The organism is Candidatus Brocadia sp. (assembly GCA_021646415.1).
GTDB lineage: Bacteria > Planctomycetota > Brocadiia > Brocadiales > Brocadiaceae > Brocadia.
The window spans coordinates 140,515-159,018 of the sequence record SOEU01000007.1 but is presented as its reverse complement, the minus strand read 5'-3'; the positions used below and the strand labels follow the sequence as shown (position 1 = coordinate 159,018).

Annotated in this window: 16 protein-coding genes and 3 riboswitches; of the genes, 13 read left to right on the top strand and 3 right to left on the bottom strand. The window is 40.6% G+C overall.

Going from position 1 to position 18,504, the window contains the following annotated elements:
• Nucleotides 1-60 precede the first annotated feature (60 nt).
• On the top strand, nt 61-330 hold the full coding sequence (locus tag E3K36_07975; protein MCF6155177.1) for a LamG domain-containing protein: 270 nt from the start codon (nt 61-63) through the stop codon (nt 328-330).
• A 53-nt stretch (nt 331-383) separates the two neighbouring features.
• On the opposite strand, the gene E3K36_07970 is transcribed toward E3K36_07975, so the two are convergent.
• On the bottom strand, nt 384-1,754 hold the full coding sequence (locus tag E3K36_07970; GenBank protein MCF6155176.1) for a sugar transferase: 1,371 nt from the start codon (nt 1,752-1,754) through the stop codon (nt 384-386).
• Between the two features lie 392 nt (nt 1,755-2,146).
• Nucleotides 2,147-3,370: a hypothetical protein gene (locus E3K36_07965; GenBank protein ID MCF6155175.1), complete on the bottom strand. Its 1,224-nt coding sequence runs from the start codon at nt 3,368-3,370 to the stop codon at nt 2,147-2,149.
• Between the two features lie 317 nt (nt 3,371-3,687).
• Nucleotides 3,688-3,782, top strand: a riboswitch (cyclic di-GMP riboswitch).
• Nucleotides 3,783-4,022: 240 nt separating this feature from the next.
• Between E3K36_07965 and E3K36_07960 the strand changes: the two genes are divergently transcribed.
• The 10 genes from E3K36_07960 (at nt 4,023) to E3K36_07915 (ending at nt 15,426) form a co-directional block, all read left to right on the top strand.
• Nucleotides 4,023-4,628, top strand: coding sequence for a hypothetical protein (locus E3K36_07960; protein ID MCF6155174.1), 606 nt, complete (start codon nt 4,023-4,025; stop codon nt 4,626-4,628).
• Between the two features lie 16 nt (nt 4,629-4,644).
• Nucleotides 4,645-4,905, top strand: coding sequence for a hypothetical protein (locus tag E3K36_07955; GenBank protein MCF6155173.1), 261 nt, complete (start codon nt 4,645-4,647; stop codon nt 4,903-4,905).
• Nucleotides 4,906-5,149: 244 nt separating this feature from the next.
• Nucleotides 5,150-5,247: riboswitch (cyclic di-GMP riboswitch) on the top strand.
• 118 nt (nt 5,248-5,365) lie between these two features.
• Nucleotides 5,366-5,465, top strand: a riboswitch (cyclic di-GMP riboswitch).
• A gap of 56 nt (nt 5,466-5,521) precedes the next feature.
• A complete protein-coding gene (locus E3K36_07950) occupies nt 5,522-7,657 on the top strand; it encodes a hypothetical protein (GenBank protein MCF6155172.1) in 2,136 nt (711 codons plus the stop codon).
• Nucleotides 7,658-8,241: 584 nt separating this feature from the next.
• Nucleotides 8,242-9,054, top strand: a complete 813-nt coding sequence (locus tag E3K36_07945) for a cobalamin biosynthesis protein CbiG (protein ID MCF6155171.1) — start codon at nt 8,242-8,244, stop codon at nt 9,052-9,054.
• Nucleotides 9,048-9,764: a precorrin-3B C(17)-methyltransferase gene (cobJ, locus tag E3K36_07940; GenBank protein MCF6155170.1), complete on the top strand. Its 717-nt coding sequence runs from the start codon at nt 9,048-9,050 to the stop codon at nt 9,762-9,764. The genes E3K36_07945 and cobJ overlap by 7 nt, the downstream gene beginning before the upstream one ends.
• A 22-nt stretch (nt 9,765-9,786) precedes the next feature.
• The gene (locus E3K36_07935) at nt 9,787-10,113 is read left to right on the top strand and encodes a carboxymuconolactone decarboxylase family protein (GenBank protein MCF6155169.1); all 327 of its coding nucleotides are present in this window, start codon (nt 9,787-9,789) and stop codon (nt 10,111-10,113) included.
• A 100-nt stretch (nt 10,114-10,213) separates the two neighbouring features.
• Nucleotides 10,214-10,768: a 2'-5' RNA ligase family protein gene (locus E3K36_07930; GenBank protein ID MCF6155168.1), complete on the top strand. Its 555-nt coding sequence runs from the start codon at nt 10,214-10,216 to the stop codon at nt 10,766-10,768.
• 135 nt (nt 10,769-10,903) lie between these two features.
• The gene (locus tag E3K36_07925; protein MCF6155167.1) at nt 10,904-13,021 is read left to right on the top strand and encodes a thioredoxin domain-containing protein; all 2,118 of its coding nucleotides are present in this window, start codon (nt 10,904-10,906) and stop codon (nt 13,019-13,021) included.
• Nucleotides 13,022-13,041: 20 nt separating this feature from the next.
• On the top strand, nt 13,042-14,214 hold the full coding sequence (locus tag E3K36_07920) for a glycosyltransferase (GenBank protein MCF6155166.1): 1,173 nt from the start codon (nt 13,042-13,044) through the stop codon (nt 14,212-14,214).
• A gap of 24 nt (nt 14,215-14,238) precedes the next feature.
• Nucleotides 14,239-15,426: an HD-GYP domain-containing protein gene (locus tag E3K36_07915; protein ID MCF6155165.1), complete on the top strand. Its 1,188-nt coding sequence runs from the start codon at nt 14,239-14,241 to the stop codon at nt 15,424-15,426.
• Here E3K36_07915 and E3K36_07910 read toward each other — a convergent pair.
• A complete protein-coding gene (locus E3K36_07910; protein MCF6155164.1) occupies nt 15,423-16,835 on the bottom strand; it encodes an NAD-dependent malic enzyme in 1,413 nt (470 codons plus the stop codon). The two genes, E3K36_07915 and E3K36_07910, sit on opposite strands and share 4 nt — an antisense overlap.
• Nucleotides 16,836-16,994: 159 nt before the next feature.
• On the opposite strand from E3K36_07910, the gene E3K36_07905 reads away from it, so the two are divergent.
• Together E3K36_07905 and grpE are read left to right on the top strand one after the other, a co-directional pair.
• Entirely contained in the window at nt 16,995-17,711 is a 717-nt protein-coding gene (locus E3K36_07905; GenBank protein ID MCF6155163.1) for a metallophosphoesterase, read from the top strand.
• A 183-nt stretch (nt 17,712-17,894) separates the two neighbouring features.
• Nucleotides 17,895-18,503, top strand: a complete 609-nt coding sequence (grpE, locus tag E3K36_07900; protein ID MCF6155162.1) for a nucleotide exchange factor GrpE — start codon at nt 17,895-17,897, stop codon at nt 18,501-18,503.
• Nucleotide 18,504 lies beyond the last annotated feature (1 nt).

Here is an 18,504-nt window from a genome sequence, read left to right as displayed (position 1 = left end):
ATGTGATATCGATAGTCACTTATCATATTATTTCAGCTTGAAACAACTCGCTTTTGAAAAATAGTGCCTGCTAGGGTTTCTTTTTCAAACTTTTTTGTCAAAGAACAGTTTCATTTGGCACAGTCTGAGAGATTATATGTGGATGGGCAACTCGTGCATACACAAACACACCCGGCGGGGAATACCATAGTGCCATATACTGCTGCATCATATATGGCTATAGGGGCATTAAGTTCTAATTATGGTCATATGAACGGCAAGGTTGACGAGGTTCGGGTTTACAATCGGGAACTGAGCGCCGGGGAGGTGTTGTCCTTATTTAATATTTAATAATGTTGCAATGCCCGATATGATATAATTTGTGCGGATCTTACTAGGTGGAATTATTTTGCACCTATTCCAAATAATACGACTGGTATAGTCTTAAAAAGAATTTTATAATCGAGCAAAAGTGACCAGTTGTCAATATACTCTAAATCGAGCATCATCCATTCGTTGAAATCTTTTATATTGCTTCTTCCATATGCCTGCCATAGACAGGTTATACCAGGTCGCATACTTAGCCTTCTTCTCTGCCAGGGTTTGTATTTATCTACCTCAGTTGGTAGCGGCGGTCTTGGACCAACCAGACTCATATCTCCCATTAATACATTCCAAAATTGTGGTAGTTCGTCTATGCTGAATTTTCTTAAGAACTTTCCTATTTTTGTTATCCTGGGATCATCTTTCATTTTAAAAACAGGGCCATCCATCTCATTATATACAAGAAGATTGCTAAGTTTTGCTTCGGCATCCTGAACCATAGTCCTGAACTTATAGAGTGTAAACCTTCTACCGTACAAGCTGCATCTCTGTTGCCTGAAAAATACGGGACCTTTTGATGATAGTTTTATAACAATGGCGGTAATCGCAAAAATTGGTGATAATAGTACGAGTGTGATTCCGGAAAAGATTATATCAAAGAGGCGTTTTATGAAAAGTTGCAATAATTTGTCTGGTGTGCTCTCAAAGGTGAGCAAAGGGAATTCTTCCAGGTGGCTATATTTTGCTTTCGATAGTTTAAGCTCATATAAATCAACAGCCACACTCACTTTCAAACCTTCTATTTCACATAAATACATAATCTCTTCTATCTTTCCCAGCCAGGAACGTGGGACAATAAATACAACCTCATCCACTACATTACTATGGATTATCTTAGATACATCATTAAAAGAACCTATTACTTTATACCCACAAATTAAATTATTTATTTTGGCCGTATCCTCATCCACAAGCCCAACAATCTTAAGGCCCCACTCAGTGTGTTTGTTTATTATGTCTATAAAACGTTGTGCCCTTTTGCCTGTACCAACGATTAAAATATTTCTGTAGTTAAGGCCTTTCTTGCGCTGAAATCTAAAATAGTATATTATGGCGATCTTTTCAATGCTAATAAAAATCAGCGCAAAGAGGAATGTATAAATTACGAGTGCTCTGCTGACCGAGTACATCTTGGTAATAAAAATAAAGCTAGCAAAAAGGATAGACCCTACCAAAGCGGTTTTGAACAGGATAGACAAAACATCTGGTATCTGCTTAGTTCTAAAAGAGTCGTACATCCCAAAATAGTAAAGAAGTGATCCCCATATAATAAGTAATTTGAGCAAAAGCCAAATATAACTATTTATCTGGTAGATATCATATAATTTATTTTTTAGGAAATACCCCAGGAAAAAAGACCAGACAACTATACAAAGGTCGAAAAATATCATCAGTCTTTTAAATAAAACGTAATGTTCTCTTAACATGTTAAAACTCTGGAGTTTTTAAACAAGTACAGACAAAAGTTGCCATGCGATGTTGAAATATTCAACATTGTTTGTCCTGTTTTCTCTTGCGAATAATAGGAAATGATCGTTTTTTTGGGGAAGAATTTAGTGTACGCATCATTAAGTTAGAGTGGGTATTATCGGAATCCAGCCAATACCGTTTATGATATAAATACCATATTCTTAACTTACCTGGTAATGTGAAAGCAAGGTTATTTTGAAGTCAGTTCTGGGAATATAATGGATCAAATAAACATAAAATATGAAGAAAAGAGAAAAGTATCTCCAGATGATGCCTTCAAGAAGAACAATAAGTTTTCAATCTTTTTAGCATCTCAAAACCCCGCGACGAATCCTAAAAACACGGTATTTTTTGAATACCCGGCGGTTTCTGCATTGGAATTTAATTCCGAATAAGTGTATGTCAAATTTCCCTTTAAGTTCCTGCTAATATCGTATCTCAAAGAGGAATTCACACCCAATAGTCTTTGTTCAAAGGTTGAGGAAACAAATTCACCATCTCCATAAAAAATTGATAAGGAACACCCCAGTCTTTCCCACATTTGCCTCGACAGAGAGGCTGAAGTACGCCAGTTATTAAAGATATCTGCAAAGTAAGGGCTTGTTTCGTACTTCTTGTTAAACGATAGGCTTGCTCGAGTTTTTTCGCTTAGAATATATGTCAACGATGCATGAAAGAAGGGTTTGGTGAGGTTTTCATCGTCAAAGGAATCGATAAAATCTACCCCTGTCCTTCCGTCAAAAAAAAGCTTTTTTGTTATATACTGTCTTATGCCTGGACCAATTGTGTTTATTGTGGCATCGTTTTCATCTTCAAATTGTACACTGGTGAATGTGTATGAGAAGGAAAAGATAGTTGCAGTGGGACTAAATGTATAACTCAGGCCAAAACCCGGTTTATTGAGGAACGAATCTGGTCTATCTATGCCTGAAAATACATTTATCTCATTGGCGTATTTTACATAGAGAGAAAGTTGTTTGGAAACATCATTTGAGTAATTGATTTCAAATTTATTTTGAAAAAATTCGAATCGTCCCGCTGATCTGCCAAATTGATTCGAGAAATAACCTTCGTCTTCGGACGAAGGTGCTTCGAAGTGTGTAAAGACACTATTTAGGGTTAAGCGGTCACGTTTTGAAAACTCTTTTTTGAAATTTAAAATTATATCTTGTGTTATATTGTCGAAATTGTCATTTTTGGCAAAGGTCTGATTGTTTATATAGCCGGTTAGATCAAAGGTCGTGGTTTTACCTTGATATTTTACACCCAGTCCCAATCGCAATTTTGTTATGAAATCTTCCTCTTTATCTTCTTTCGTGAAGGTAATGTTATCATCAAATGTTTCACCAACCGAAAGCTCTGTAATCTTCATATCAAATCCTTTGTATTCATAAGAAAGGGAATCGAGTAAACGTGTAATGGTGAGGTCTAATCTGTCAATATCGAAGGCATAAGCGCTTGAAAGGGCGGCGGTAAAAATAACTACCCAAAGGCATGTGATTGATAACGTTTTTAAATATCTTACCAGGTCATTCACTCTTATCCCGTAGTAGCCTCCTAAGTCCTTGTTATGTCCAAAGCACCTATTTAGTATCTTGAAACAGAAATCGCTCTGTTGGTTTTTTTCCTCTTTTTCCCATAGAGAGCAAAACACAGGAGTCTAAACCTAAGATATTATGGCTTGCGCATTGTACAAAGTAAACGGGAATCGTTCTATACGCCAATATTTGCGTGAATTATACAAAATGAATTCAGATTTGCAATTGTAAAATATTTTATTTTTTTACTTGACATAATCAAATTACAAAATATAATACTGTCGTTTGTGGTATTAAGAATTGCAATAAGAACACATCGTGACAAGGGCAAACTCTGAGTGATCAGGGGGCGCAAAGTAACAGGGTCTTTAAGCTTACAAGGATGTAGGGCAAGATAGCCTTACTGCCGAAGATTTTCCAAAATATCTTTGCAGTAAGGCTTTTTTATTTTTACGACATTTCGTTTTAAAAAAAGAAGTCAATGATGATTAAAGAAGAAAAACAGTATTAATCGAGAAAGGGGGAAAAAATACCGATATTGATTTGGGATTGGGTCGTTATTGATATAAAAAAGAAGGTTCTTTCGTAATTAAGGTTGGATTAGTACAATAAAGGGTAAATGTCTCTTTAAAAAGGAGAAAGGGGGAAAGAATGAATTTTTTAAGGGTAAACAAAGGTTTGCTCGCTTTTGTGATTTCGGTTATGACTGTCTTTGCATTGGCGCATATTTCTCATGCTAAGGGTACCAATAATTTACCAAAGAATTCGTCAGTTGAAATCCTGCAAAATAATGGTCAATTTGGGCTTGGCCGTATACGTGCTGAACAAATGGGAAGTAAGGCAATTTCGAAGGTGTTTAAATCAAAGAAAGGTGCAGGTCATAATGGCAACCCAGCGGCTATAGTATATGCGGCCTACACGAGCGATACGAACGAATCTGAATATGTTAGCGATACTTACTGGGCATGGGTGCCTTCAGACAGTACCTATCTGTTTGTAGCGTTCAGAGTAACGAACAATACCAAAGTAAAGGTAAGCTGGGAAATTGAAGGGCCTGATGGAGAATACGAATATGAAGAAGTAATCGAAGATCTGGAGGAAGATGATGGACTCTTAAATCCAGATTACTGGTATTTTGCATGGTGGAAACCAGAGGATTCTTTAAGTGAAGGGCTCTATGATTATCTTGCAGCGGTAAAACCTTTTCCAAAAGGGAAAAGGGCAAAAGATTCTTGTCAATTTGAAGTAGGTAATTAATTAAGGAGGAATAGATATGAGAAAAACATTAACTACGATTGGAGGATGTTTGTTTGCCTTTATATTATCCGCTATGATAATTATCGACAGCGCGGATGCTGGATCTGGATCAGGGGGGCGGCATCGGGGAAGACCTAAGCATGCACCAGAGCCTATTAGTTTTGTTCTTTTTGCAGCTGGAGGTGGTACATTGGTGGGTTTACGGTATTTAAGAAACAGAAGAAGATCGAAGGAATTAAATAGCCAGGACAGCAATGTCAAGGATGTGGTTTCATAAGTAAATTTTTTGTCAAACTGGTTTCCCGAAGGAATGTCCCGTTATGGAGAGTAAGGGGAAAAAAGTCATTGCGAAGGCCTTGCCTGAGGTAATCTCTCCTGGGAAAGATTGCTTCGCTCTCAATGACATAAGGGACAAAGCGGTGCTTTTGTGGTACTATGTTATGTTATGCCGATTTACCATACTCTCTTATCAGGGAAGACAAGAGAGTATGGGTAGTAAAGAAATGTTTCAATTATAAATATTACGATAAGGGCAAACCCTGAGTGATCAGGGGGCGCAAAGTAACAGGGTCTTTTTGACCTACAGGGAAGTGGTATAAAAGAAAGCCTTACTGCCGAAAAATGCTTAAATGCACTTTTTATGCAGTAAGGCTTTTTGTTTTTATAGAAATAAACCTAGAGGTGACAATAACACTCGTAATTTCTGTAACGACATTTTAATTCTATAGGTAAAAGCATAGCGATAAAGGCAAACCCTGAGTGATCAGGGGACGCAAAGTAACAGGGTCTTTTTGAACCTGCATGGAAGCCGGTGTAAAAGAAAGCCTTACTGCCGAAAATGCTTAAAATGCACTTTTTATGCAGCAAGTCTTTCTTTTTAAAGGAGGTTATTTATGCAGGGATATTTGAATCGGAAAATATTTTTCATAATTTTATCACTTGTTTTTTTGAAATTCAGTTTTTTTGCTGGTAATGTCGTTGCAGATTGGACTACAAGCACTCTGGATAGTGATGGATATGTAGGGCGGTACACCGCACTAGCGGTTGACACGTCAGGGGCAGTGCACATCAGCTATTATGATTCAACCAATGGCGACCTTAAGTATGCCACGAATGCTTCCGGTGCATGGATAACAAGTACCCTGGATAGTGATGGAAATGTAGGGAGGTACACATCAATAGCAGTTGACACGTCAGGTGCGGCACATATCAGCTATTATGATACAACCAATCATGACCTTAAGTATGCAACAAACACTTCCGGTACATGGGTAAAAAGTACCCTGGAGAGTGATGGAAATGTAGGGCAACACACCGCACTAGCGGTTGACACATCAGGTACGGTACACATCAGCTATTATGATTATGATAATGGTTATCTTAAGTACGCCACGAATGCTTCTGGCGCTTGGGAAACAAGTACCCTGGACAGTGAAGGAGATGTAGGACGGTACACTGCATTGGCAGTTGACACATCAGGTGCGGTACACATCAGCTATTATGATTATAATAATGGTTATCTCAAGTACGCCACGAACGCTTCCGGCGCATGGGTAACAAGCACCCTGGATAGTGACGAAGATTTGGGGCAGTACACCGCACTAGCGGTTGACACGTCAGGTGCGGTACACATCAGCTATTATGATTATGATAATGGTTATCTCAAGTACGCCACGAACGCTTCTGGCGCTTGGGAAACAAGTACCCTGGACAGTGAAGGAGATGTAGGACGGTACACCGCACTGGCGGTTGATTCATCAGGCGCGGCACACATCAGCTATTATGATTATGACAATGGTTATCTCAAATATGCCACGAACGCTTCCGGTGCATGGGTAACAAGCACTCTGGATAGTGACGATGATGTAGGACGATACACCTCGATAGCAGTAAGCATTTCAAATGCGATACATATCAGTTATTATGATGCAGCAAAGGATGATCTGAAATATATAACTAAATCAGACTCTGGTGGTTCCGGTGGTTTAGATATTTCTGATGGTTCGGATGGCACAGGTGGCACAGACGGATCCGATGACTCTTCTACACAAACCGTTTTGAAGGTGAGTTCGACAAATCCTTCCTCTCATGTAAAGGACGTGGCAGTTAATACAACGGTATCTGCCACCTTTTCGATGTATGTAAATGGTTCTACGGTTACTACGGAGACATTCAAAATACAAAGCATCGATGGCGAAGTCAAAGGTTCTGTAAGGACAAACGGTGCCATTGTTACCTTTACCCCATCTACCGGCCTTGCATACAATACCAAATATACCGCGACTTTAACGCAAAAAATACAGGCAGCAAATTACGCTGGTACTACGCTGGACTCAAATTACACATGGAGTTTTACCACGGTAGCAGATACCGGCAAGCCGAAAGGCTCTTTAAGTATTAACGGTGGTGCAGAGTATACCTACTTAACCACAGTCACCTTGAATCTTTCTGCAACAGATAACGGAGGGATAACAGGTTATTTTATTTCTGCCGGTTCTGATATGCCGTTGGCTTCCGATCCCGATTGGGTGTCAGTGGCTTCTACTACCAGTTTTGCAGCAGACATCCAATATACCTTAAGCAGTGGAGATGGAAATAAAACACTCTATGCATTTTATAAGGATGTCTCGGATAACGTATCAAGTGCCTCCCATGCTTCAATCATATTGGATACATCTTCTCCCCTTATAAACATCATAAGTCCCACTTCACTTTCCAATTATACAACAACGGTTAATCCGGTAAGTATGAGTGGCTCATCTTCTGATATCACAAGTGGAATAAATAGTGTTACCTGGAGTAGTAATACCGGGTATCATGGGACAGCGGGTGGAACGGACAATTGGTCAATTTCCAATATAAACTTATCCGTCGGGGATAATATAATAACGGTGAGTGCTGTAGATAATGCGGGAAATTCAGGAACTGACACAATTACCATAACCTTTGATCCAGATTCTACCCCAGCATCTAAGCTGATTGTTAAGCGGGGGAAAAATGACACGGATAAAAAGAGGAAAAATGAGTAGAATTTATGCGTGAATCAGCAAATAGCTTTCATAGTTTTACCCAAATCCTGCAATCGGGTTTCGTCCTGATTGCAGGATAAGATTAAAATAAGACAACATCTCCAAGCGGTGTAAGAGCATAAAACTTTTTACCATATTGTACTGTTTTAAATCCCACATCAAAAATTCCAAACAGGCGTATTCAATAGCGGGAGCATTCCCGATTTTTTGTAACTGTTCATGGGGTCAGGACGACACAACCCTGACAGGGTTCTAAACCTTGTCAGGGTTAACACTCTGCAACATTTCACCAAAACCAGCGGAAGTTACAAAAGATCGGGAATGCTCCCTTCAATAGCTTTATGATCTAAATCGGTGGCAAAGATATGGATGTTGAAATGCCTTTTCCCTCTCTTCCATAGATTCTTCAAGAAGCATGGCTATAAAAAAAACCTCTTCGCTGGTGGAACAACCGGGAACCAGATGCGTACCGGATGCTCTTCTTTCTTGTTTTTTATTGAATAAAGCCGGTAATAAGCATAATATAATGTTATGATAATTTTAGAAAATAGTTATCTTTTGCATCGGTAAAATTTACATCTCAGTTGAATATAGCTATTATCTCATTAACTGAAGAAGGATTAAAAACTGCACAAAGGATTGGTGCTGGTTTTGTTCCACCACCTTCTACGTATATATTTAAAAAAGACGGAGAAGGAAATAATTGTAATGCTGGAGACAAAATATCATCGCACGTTACGCCTTTTTCAGAACCGCTGCAACAACTGGTTAATCGAATCTTCAGGAAATATGACGGCCTCGTTTTTGTCATGGCCATGGGGATCGTGGTAAGGGTGATTGCCCAAAATATCCAGGATAAATATACAGATCCGGCCGTGGTTGTGGTTGATGATGTGGGGCGCTTTGTGATCAGTGTACTTTCGGGTCATGAGGGTGGTGCCAATCTGTTAGCTCACCGGGTCGCTGCTATCTTGCACACAGATGCTGTGATTACTACCGGTACCGAGGCGCAGAAGGATATTATTGTTGGTATCGGTTGTAAAAAGGGAGTTCGTTCTGAGGCGGTAAAACAATCCATTGCTGATGCCCTTCAAATGATAAATCTTACGTTAGAACGGGTCCGGCTGTTCTCCACGATTGAGATTAAATCTGAAGAGCCAGGTTTATTAGAGGCGGCAAAGGAATTGGGAATTCCATTAAGGATTGTTTCCCTCCGGGAAATTGCTGCGTGTGCCAAAGAACATAGTAAGTCAGATTTTGTAAAAGAAAAAATAGGGGTGTGGGGCGTGTGTGAACCCGCAGCGCTTCTTTCGGGGAGGAAGACTCAATTACTATTAAAAAAACAGAAATATCCGGGGGTGACAATAGCCATCGCCCAGGAAAACTTTATGTGGTAGGCATCGGCCCTGGCGCGAGAAATGAAATTAGCCAGAGAGCATTGGATGCACTCAAAAATTCAGAAACGATCGTTGGCTACAAACTTTATATTGACCTGGTAAAGGGCATTGCAGGAAATAAGCAGATCATTGCCACAGCCATGCGTAAAGAGATTGAGCGCGTGGAACTGGCAATCCAGGAAGCTTTGACGGGAAAGATCGTATCTATAATCAGCAGTGGTGATCCAGGTGTTTATGGCATGGCAGGACTTGTTTTAGAGACGATTTCTAAGAAAAATATAGATTTGCCAGTAGAAATTATTTCAGGCATTCCAGCCGCCAATGCCGCTGCCGCTGTGCTTGGTGCACCGCTCATGCACGATTATGCCGTCATTAGTCTTAGTGACTTGCTCACACCGTGGGGAATTATTGAAAGGCGCGTAAAGTGTGCCGCCGAAGCGGATTTTGTCATTGTGCTATACAATCCCAAGAGTTCTCAAAGGGACTGGCAGATTGAAAAAACTGCCCATATCATCCTTCAATATAAATCGCCAGCGACCCCTGTAGGGATTGTCAAGGACGTGTCCCGGGAGGATGAATCAGTTATTATCACGACGCTTGACAAAATGACTTCTCATCCTGTTGACATGACGACCATTATTATCGTAGGAAATTCAACTACCTTTCAATATAATAATCACATGATAACAAAACGAGGTTATCAATTGTAACCTAATTGAAAAGGAGGCTGGTATGCCAAAGGAAAAATTACCTCAACAGTATATTCAGATAAAAAAAAGGCATGAAAAATTATTCAATGCAATTGAGGAGCTTGGTAAGACTGTCAGACAGGAAGGCCCTCTTGATGAAAATACTTCACATCTGATTCAACTCGCAGCCGCGGCAGCCGTGCATTCCGAAGGCGCTGTCCATAGTCATGTAAGAAGGGCTATTGAAGCAGGCGTAACACCTGAGGAGATCTATCACGCAATCATTCTTCTCACAAGCACCATTGGATTTCCTACCGTTGTTGCTGCATTAAGCTGGGCGGAAGATGTCATAAAAAAAAGAAAAAAGTAATGACTCAAACCCTGGTAAAATCTCGAAATGGGAAATGAGCGGCAATCCTTATGATGCTTGATGTGTGGAGAAAAATGTCTTTGTAACTATCGGGTTACTCATGAGCAGGAAAACGTATACGACTGCTGTCGTGATCATACCTCCCGTTAATTTGTGGCCGCCAATCCAGGCAATCCGATGTGAGCATGACAGGCATGTAAGGAGGTGGATGCCTCACATCAACCTGATTTATCCATTTCGGCCAAAAGAAGAGTTTGAATTCTCTGTCGGGCAGTTTTCTCGGGTATGTAAAAACATCGAGCCTTTTGAAATTAAACTGGAGGAATTCTTTTTCTTTCGTCACAATCGTGATTGTTACACCATCTGGTTGGCACCTGAACCCAAAGAAGCCATGGTTGAGTTGCAAACGATGTTGTGGAATGTGGTACCAGACTGTGATGACGCAAGAAAATACGAAGGAGGGTTCACACCTCACCTGAGCGTAGGACAGGCTTCGGGGGAAGCCACAGTATTGCAGTTACTCAATATGTTTCAGGCAGACTGGAAGACAATGTTGTTTACGGTAAACGAGGTCTGCTTAATCTGGCGCGATAATCCTCCTAACGATGTGTTTCGCGTGGTTTGCACAGTTAGTTTGGGACATTTGAATTTGTAATTCTGAAGATGTTTTTGCAAGGTGAGGTTGATTTTTATGGTTAAATTTTTATCGTTCTTTATCCACAATAGATACGCACTTCCGGTCCGTAGCCTCATCTTGTCAATTTTTATGAAAGGTTGTGTATTTACCGATATGAATGCAAATGAAAATAGTGCTCCGTTTCCATCACAACAGGAAACAAAAACCTCTCAGAAGAGAAAACCCAACCGCTTAATTTATGAAAAAAGTCCTTATCTTCAGCAACATGCATATAATCCTGTTGACTGGTATCCCTGGGGTGAAGAGGCGTTTCAGAAGGCCTTTCAAGAAAATAAGCCTATCTTTCTTTCCATTGGCTATTCAACCTGCCATTGGTGCCACGTTATGGAATATGAATCGTTCGAGGATGAAGAGGTTGCGAAAATTCTGAATGAAAATTTTATCTCCATAAAAGTTGATAGGGAAGAACGTCCTGATTTAGACAATATTTATATGGCCGTATGTCAGGCCATGACCGGAAGCGGTGGTTGGCCTCTCAACCTTTTCTTGACTCCGGAAAGGAAGCCATTTTTTGCAGGCACTTATTTTCCCAAAACAGAACGGTACGGGAATCCGGGATTCGTAGCCATTCTTAAAAAGATATCCGACTTGTGGAAGACAAATAGAGAGAGCGTTATTGCATCGAGTGAACAAATAACAAAGGTTCTGCAATCGATGGCCTTTACAACACCGGGAGAAATCCTGACGAAAGAGACATTAAAACATGCTTATGAACAATTACGGGATAATTTTGACACTATTTATGGTGGGTTTGGTTCCTCTCCCAAATTTCCCACACCACATAACTATACCTTTCTCCTCCGATGGTGGAAACGGAGCAGCGACCCTACGGCTTTGGAAATGGTTGAAAAAACCCTTGAACGAATGGGAAGGGGCGGCATATATGATCAATTGGGAGGCGGATTTCACCGGTATTCCACCGATGAATATTGGCTTGTTCCTCACTTCGAAAAAATGCTTTATGATCAGGCTTTGACCGCTATAGCTTATACGGAGACTTATCAGGCTACCGGAAAGACGTATTACGCCGATATAGTAAAGGGCATTTTTACGTATGTTCTGAGGGATATGACCTCACCAGAAGGTGGTTTTTATTCAGCCGAAGATGCTGATAGTGAAGCTGTCGAAGGTAAGTTTTATGTATGGACGCCCGATGAGGTTGTAAAGATTTTAGGCGAAAAGGATGGTCGGATATTCTGTGATTATTACGATGTCTCCAGGGAAGGTAATTTCGAGGAAAAGAACATTCTGCATGTGGATAAACCATTAGATGCCTTTGCTAAACTGGAAGGTAGAAAACCCGAAGAACTCCGGGAATTATTACGCGCGGCCCGGGAAAAACTCTTTGCTGTCCGGGAGAAACGCGTCCATCCTCACAAAGACGACAAGGTACTTACCTCATGGAATGGTTTGATGATTGCTGCCCTTGCCAAAGGTGCTCAGGCATTACATGAACCTGAATATGCACAAGTGGCAGTGCGTGCAACCGATTTTATTTTGAATGCATTGCGCAAAGAGGATGGAACACTATTACGGCGCCATCGTCTGGGGGAAGCTGCTATTCCCGGTTATCTGGATGACTATGCATATTTTGTCTGGGGTTTGACCGATCTTTACGAAGCTACTTGTGAGACAAAATACCTCAACATTGCTTTAGAACTCAACAAGCAAATGATTGAAAATTTCTGGGATGAAAAAGGGGGGGGATTTTTCTTTAGTGGTAAAAAAAATGAACAGCTTATTGCCCAAACCAAGGAAATCTATGATGGGGCAACTCCTTCAGGCAATTCGGCCGCTTTATTCAATATCTTACGATTAGGGCGCATGACAGGGAATCTGGGTTTGGAGAAAATGGGAGAACAACTTATGAAAACATTTGGAGAAACGATAAGCCAGCACCCGTCAGGTTATACCCATTTCCTGTGTGCCCTGGACTTTGCCCTGGGTCCTACAAAAGAGATTGTCATTGCAGGCGAACCTGATCAAAAGGATACAAGACAGATACTTCAGGAAATAGGGAAAAGATTTCTGCCACGAAAGATCTTACTATTGAATTCCCCGAAAGATAAAGCTCTTGAAGAAATTGCAGAATTTGTAAAGGAGCAAAAGCCCATCAGAAACAAGGCTACTGCCTATATATGCGAGAATTATACCTGCAAGGTTCCTACGAATGATATAGATAAGATCATACAACTATTAGAAGAACCTTAAATCTTGCCGGTAACAGCATTATGTTTGATCTCATCTTGCTCTGTGCCAGCGTTACCTCTGCAATCATTTGGCTCGTACTGTTGTTTATGCCTGTACGCTGGCGAATGTCAGAACGTTGGGAAGCCACTGACTCTTTCCACACAACGATTACCCAATGGCCAAGCTTATCCGTTATTGTGCCTGCGCGAAACGAGAGTGCATCCCTTCCGCTGACATTACCTTCGTGGCTCGGTCAGGGCTATCCAAAATCGGAAATTATACTGATAGACGATGAATCAAGCGATGGTACGGCAGAATGTGCAAAAGGTATTTCATCAAAGGCAGGTTGCAGTGTGAAGGTCATCAGCGGCACTCCACCACCAACTGGATGGAGTGGTAAACTGTGGGCACTTGAACAAGGAGTCAGGGCATCAACAGGTGAATGGTTGTTGTTTACCGATGCCGATATTTTTCATAGCCCAGGCCTGTGGTGCGGACTGATGGCTAAGGCATTCAATGAACGGCGGGTAATGGTTTCGTTGATGGCCTTGCTGGATACAAATGGGTTGTGGGCCCGTTTGCTGATCCCGGCATTTGTTTACTTCTTCCATATCTTGTACCCATTTGAGATGGTACAGAACTTGCGTTCGAAAGTAACGGCTGCTGCAGGTGGATGTATACTCATCTCACGTCAGGCCCTGGATAAGATCGGTGGTATAGCTGGATATTCTAGTGCCTTAATAGACGATATTGCACTTGCCGGGAAAATTAAAGGTGCTGGGATGTCTCTCTCTCTTTCATTGACGAAATCGGCCGTAAGTGTTCGCCCTTATTATCGTCTTCAAGATGTCTGGAATATGGTTGCACGTAATGCCTTTGCACAATTGAAATATTCATGGTTAGCTTTGATTGGAACGGTATTGGGGTTAGTCGTTTTGTTTGTAATACCTGTCGCAGGGATCTGTACATTTACGGTCGGAACTAATTTGCAAGTGACAATATTGTCCTCCGGTCTGTCGCTTTTCATAATGGCACTTATGTACATACCTACACTACGCTTTTTTAGCTTGAGCGTTTGGAGGGCATTTACATTACCCATTGCCGGGGTATTCTATCTTGCCATGACAGTGTCTTCTGCAATCAATTACCTTTTTGGCAGACATGAGTGGCGGGGTACCCGCATGAAAAGCCACGAAAATTTGAAACAGGAATAAAAAGAAATTGATTAAATTTTTACTATGAGAAGAATAAAGATAAATAATGCGGAACCAGGTATGGTTCTTGGTAAGACGATTTATGGATATAACTATGAAGTACTATTAAACAGGGGGGTGGCGTTAACAGATACATATATTAAACAGCTGAAAAACCGGGGGTTTATCAAGATTTTTGTAGACGATAAAGAGACGGCAGATATTGTACTAGAAGACCCAATATCTGATAAAATCCGTATTATGTCTACAAAAGACATCTTTAGAACATATAAAGTAACGCGGTCTTCCATAGCACATATAGAAGCAGATACCGCCGAGTCTATTATAAAATGCATCAACACGCCAAAGGTCAAAAAGTCTTTTCAGGAAAGTCGTGCCTTTAAACAACTCTGTAATGATATTAACTATTTTCTTGATGAAATCATGAATCAGGATATTTTATCGGGATTAAATTCGATAAAGAGTTTTGATAACTATACCTACGAACACTCTGTTGATACGGCTGTAATTGCCCTGATCATTGCGAAAAGGTTGTGTCTCTGCAAAGAAAAGTTGGTACAGATTGCGATTGGTGAGTTTCTTCATGATATTGGAAAGATCTTTGTTGACGAAAAGATTATTAATAATGCCGGTAAATTAACGGCAGACGAGTTTGAGTTGGTAAAACTCCATACCACTTATGGATATGAATTACTCAAGGATATTCAAAAAATTGGGATAGCTTCTGCACACATCCCTTATCAGCATCATGAGAGACAGGATGGTACAGGTTATCCTCGGGGCCTGAAAGGTACCAATAAACTCGATACGAAGGGTGTTACTTACACCGAGCACGAGAAGATGATTCTGGTTGCAGAGATCGCAGCACTTGCAGATGTGTATGATGCCTGTAGTTCAGATAGACCTTATCGGCCAGGATTACCACCGGACGTGGTATTTGAACTTATAAGAGCCGGAGCGGGATCACAGTTCAATAAAGAATTGGTGGATTGTTTCTTGGGCACGGTACCGAAATATCCGCTAGGTTTTGAAGTGAAGATCAGGAATGGCACATATAAGGATTTTACTGGGGTTGTAGCATCGTTAAATTTACACCAGTTGTCGAAACCAAAAGTAAGACTACTCCATGATGAAAAGAAAAATAAGATTAGCCCTATTGAAATTGATTTAAGTTCTCAAGGCGTTACCATAGAAATGGAATGTGTTTATTAAAACATTTGCCGGGTAGCCACGCAACTTTTGATGGCGGCATCCGCTACTGCCCTGGCGACCTCTTTATGAACCTTTTCATTAAAGACGCTTGGAATAATGTAGTCCTCTGATAGATGTTCTTCGTCAATGGTATTTGCAATGGCATATGCCGCCGCCATGTTCATTTCATTATTGATCGTTGTCGCCCCAATGTCTAACGCCCCCCGGAAAAGACCGGGAAAACAAAGCACGTTATTAATCTGATTATGATAATCTGAACGACCCGTGGCGATTATCCTTGCAATACCCTCAATTGAATCCGGTTCGATCTCCGGGTTAGGATTTGCCATGGCAAATACGATTGGGCCCTTCTGCATGGTTTTTACCATGTCTTTTGAAATGACATTTGGCCCGGAGACACCAATGAAAACGTCCTTTCCTCGCATCGCATCAGTAATCGTTCCTTTCTCATTATCCGGATTTGTAATTTGCGCCAGGTCATTTTTGGCGGGATTCATATTAACCGTTCTTCCTCTGTAAATAATTCCTGAAGTATCACATACTACAATATTCTTCGCTCCTGCGCTGAGGAGTATTTTGGCAATCGATGTACCTGCAGCACCTGCACCACTGATTACAACAGAAATATTTTCTATCTTTTTCTCAACTATCTTTAATGCGTTAATAAGACCAGCAAGGCAGACTATCGCTGTACCATGCTGGTCATCGTGGAAGACAGGGATGTTTAAGTCCGTTTTTAATCTTTTTTCTATCTCAAAACAGCGGGGGGAAGAGATATCTTCGAGATTAATACCCCCAAAGGTGGGGGCTATGTTCATAATTGTTTTCACTATTTCATCTGCATCCTTGGTGTTTAGTAAAATGGGAAATGCATCGATATCCCCAAATGCCTTAAATAACATAGCCTTACCTTCCATAACAGGCATACCAGCGACAGGACCAATATCGCCTAATCCCAGGATGGCTGTGCCGTCTGTGATAACAGCGACCGTATTCTTGATAATAGTATATTCCATGGCTAGTTCTGGTTTACACTGGATGGCCTTGCATACTTTTGCCACACCGGGTGTATAAACCCGTGAGAGGTCTTCAAAAGTAGTGATGCTGATGCGATTACACAAAAAAATCTTTCCTTTTTCATGAAGTTCGAAGACCTTATCCTTAACGCTGAGGACTTCAACAAGATCCTTTCCAATGGCCGAAAGGGCATCCATAATCTCTTTGACCTGCTTGTCCGTACTGATACAAACGGTCAGATCTCTAATCTTAAATTCCTTATCTGCCCTGATGATCTGAATATTGCCCATAATTCCACCCAATTTGCCAATGGCAGTAAGTGCCTTGCCTAATGTGCCGGGGATGTTTTTTAGTCTTAAACGAAAGGTCACGAGATTTTCAGCTAGTTTCATTATTTAAACCTCAGATAAAAAAATTTTGATAAAAAACTATGAATGGCAATTATATTGGAGCAACTCTTACACTATGGCATATAAACGATATTTAGATATGCCTTGATTACAATTGTTTATATCGGTATAATTTGCGATTTTATAATATTTATTTGTCGTATGGCAAGAGAAATACAGGGTATGAAGATACTTATACTATCAGATATTCACGGCAATATAGCTGCTCTGGATGCCGTACGTGAAAAAGCCGATATGGTTTTTTGCTTGGGAGATCTGGTGAATTACGGACCGTATCCCGGTGCATGTATTGAACGAATCAGAGGTCTAACAGACAATGTGGTTCGTGGAAACCATGATAATGCGATTGGCAGGGATATGGACTGCGGGTGTTCTGAAAAGTACAAAGAGCTAAGCGATGCAGGAAAGATTTTTACAAAGGCCGTCTTAAATGCGGATGAAAAAGACTTCCTTGGTAATTTACCAACAATTTTAAATTTGGAAATAGAGGGGAAGAGATTCGTGTTGTCACATGGATCGCCCGGCGGTGATATGTACAAATACCTCAGACCAGATATCTCTGACGTGCGCATGAAGTCTGAATTAAAAGATGTTAGGGCTGATATCGTATTTATTGGCCATACCCACATTCCCATGCTGCGTGAGATAGATGGTGTGACCGTTGTAAATCCTGGAAGCGCAGGACAGCCGCGTGATGGTGTTCCTATGGCATCATATGCAATCTGGGAGGATGGACGTATTGAGATAAAACGTGTTCACTATGATATTGAGGCAACCGTGAAAGGGTTAAAGGCAACCAATATACCTTCAGGTCAGGTTTCGATGCTTACAAAGATTTTAAGGGAAGGTGGGATGTAACTGGGCCGTCAACAATTAATTGCAAGACCCATGATAAATAAATGCAAAATTTGAAAAGATAAATAAGAAACCGACATGTTTAATGGGCTTGCCTTATTTTAATTATTGTATTATAATGATAGAATTTGTAGAATTGATTTGCAAAAGCTGTATTTTTAGACGATTATTTCGGGTAAGATAACAATGTCAAATGAAACTGAAAAAAATACTAGCGCATCTGACAAAGTCGAAGTTGTACAGGCATCCGAGGTATTGTTTGCGGAACAACAGGCGATAATTCAATCCCTGAAACAGGAATTGGAGGCAAGCAAGAAAAGGGTTAATGAACTTCAGGACTCGATGCGAAGACTTGCAGCTGATTTTGATAATTATAAAAAGTGGGCTGCAAAAGAGCGCCAAACAATTGAACGTACAGCTTCTGAATCACTGATTAAAAAATTGTTGGATACTTATGAGAGTTTGGAGAAGGCGGTCAATACGTCAAAGAATACAACCGGGAATGAATTGCTTGACGGGATTAAAATGATTTATAAGGAATTTTCACGTATTTTAAAGTCAGAAGGTTTGGAACCAATACCTTCCATAGGTTTGCCTTTGGATGTTTACCGGCATGAGGTGTTAATGCAAAAGATTAATGATGAGGTGCCGGAAGATACTGTATTGGAAGAAATTCAAAGGGGTTATTTATTAAATACATTCGTGTTAAGACCCGCAAAAGTGGTTGTATCTCAGAAATCAACAAAGGAAAACGTTCAGATTCAGGAAAAGCCAGAAGAGGAAAAAGGAGGTTAGG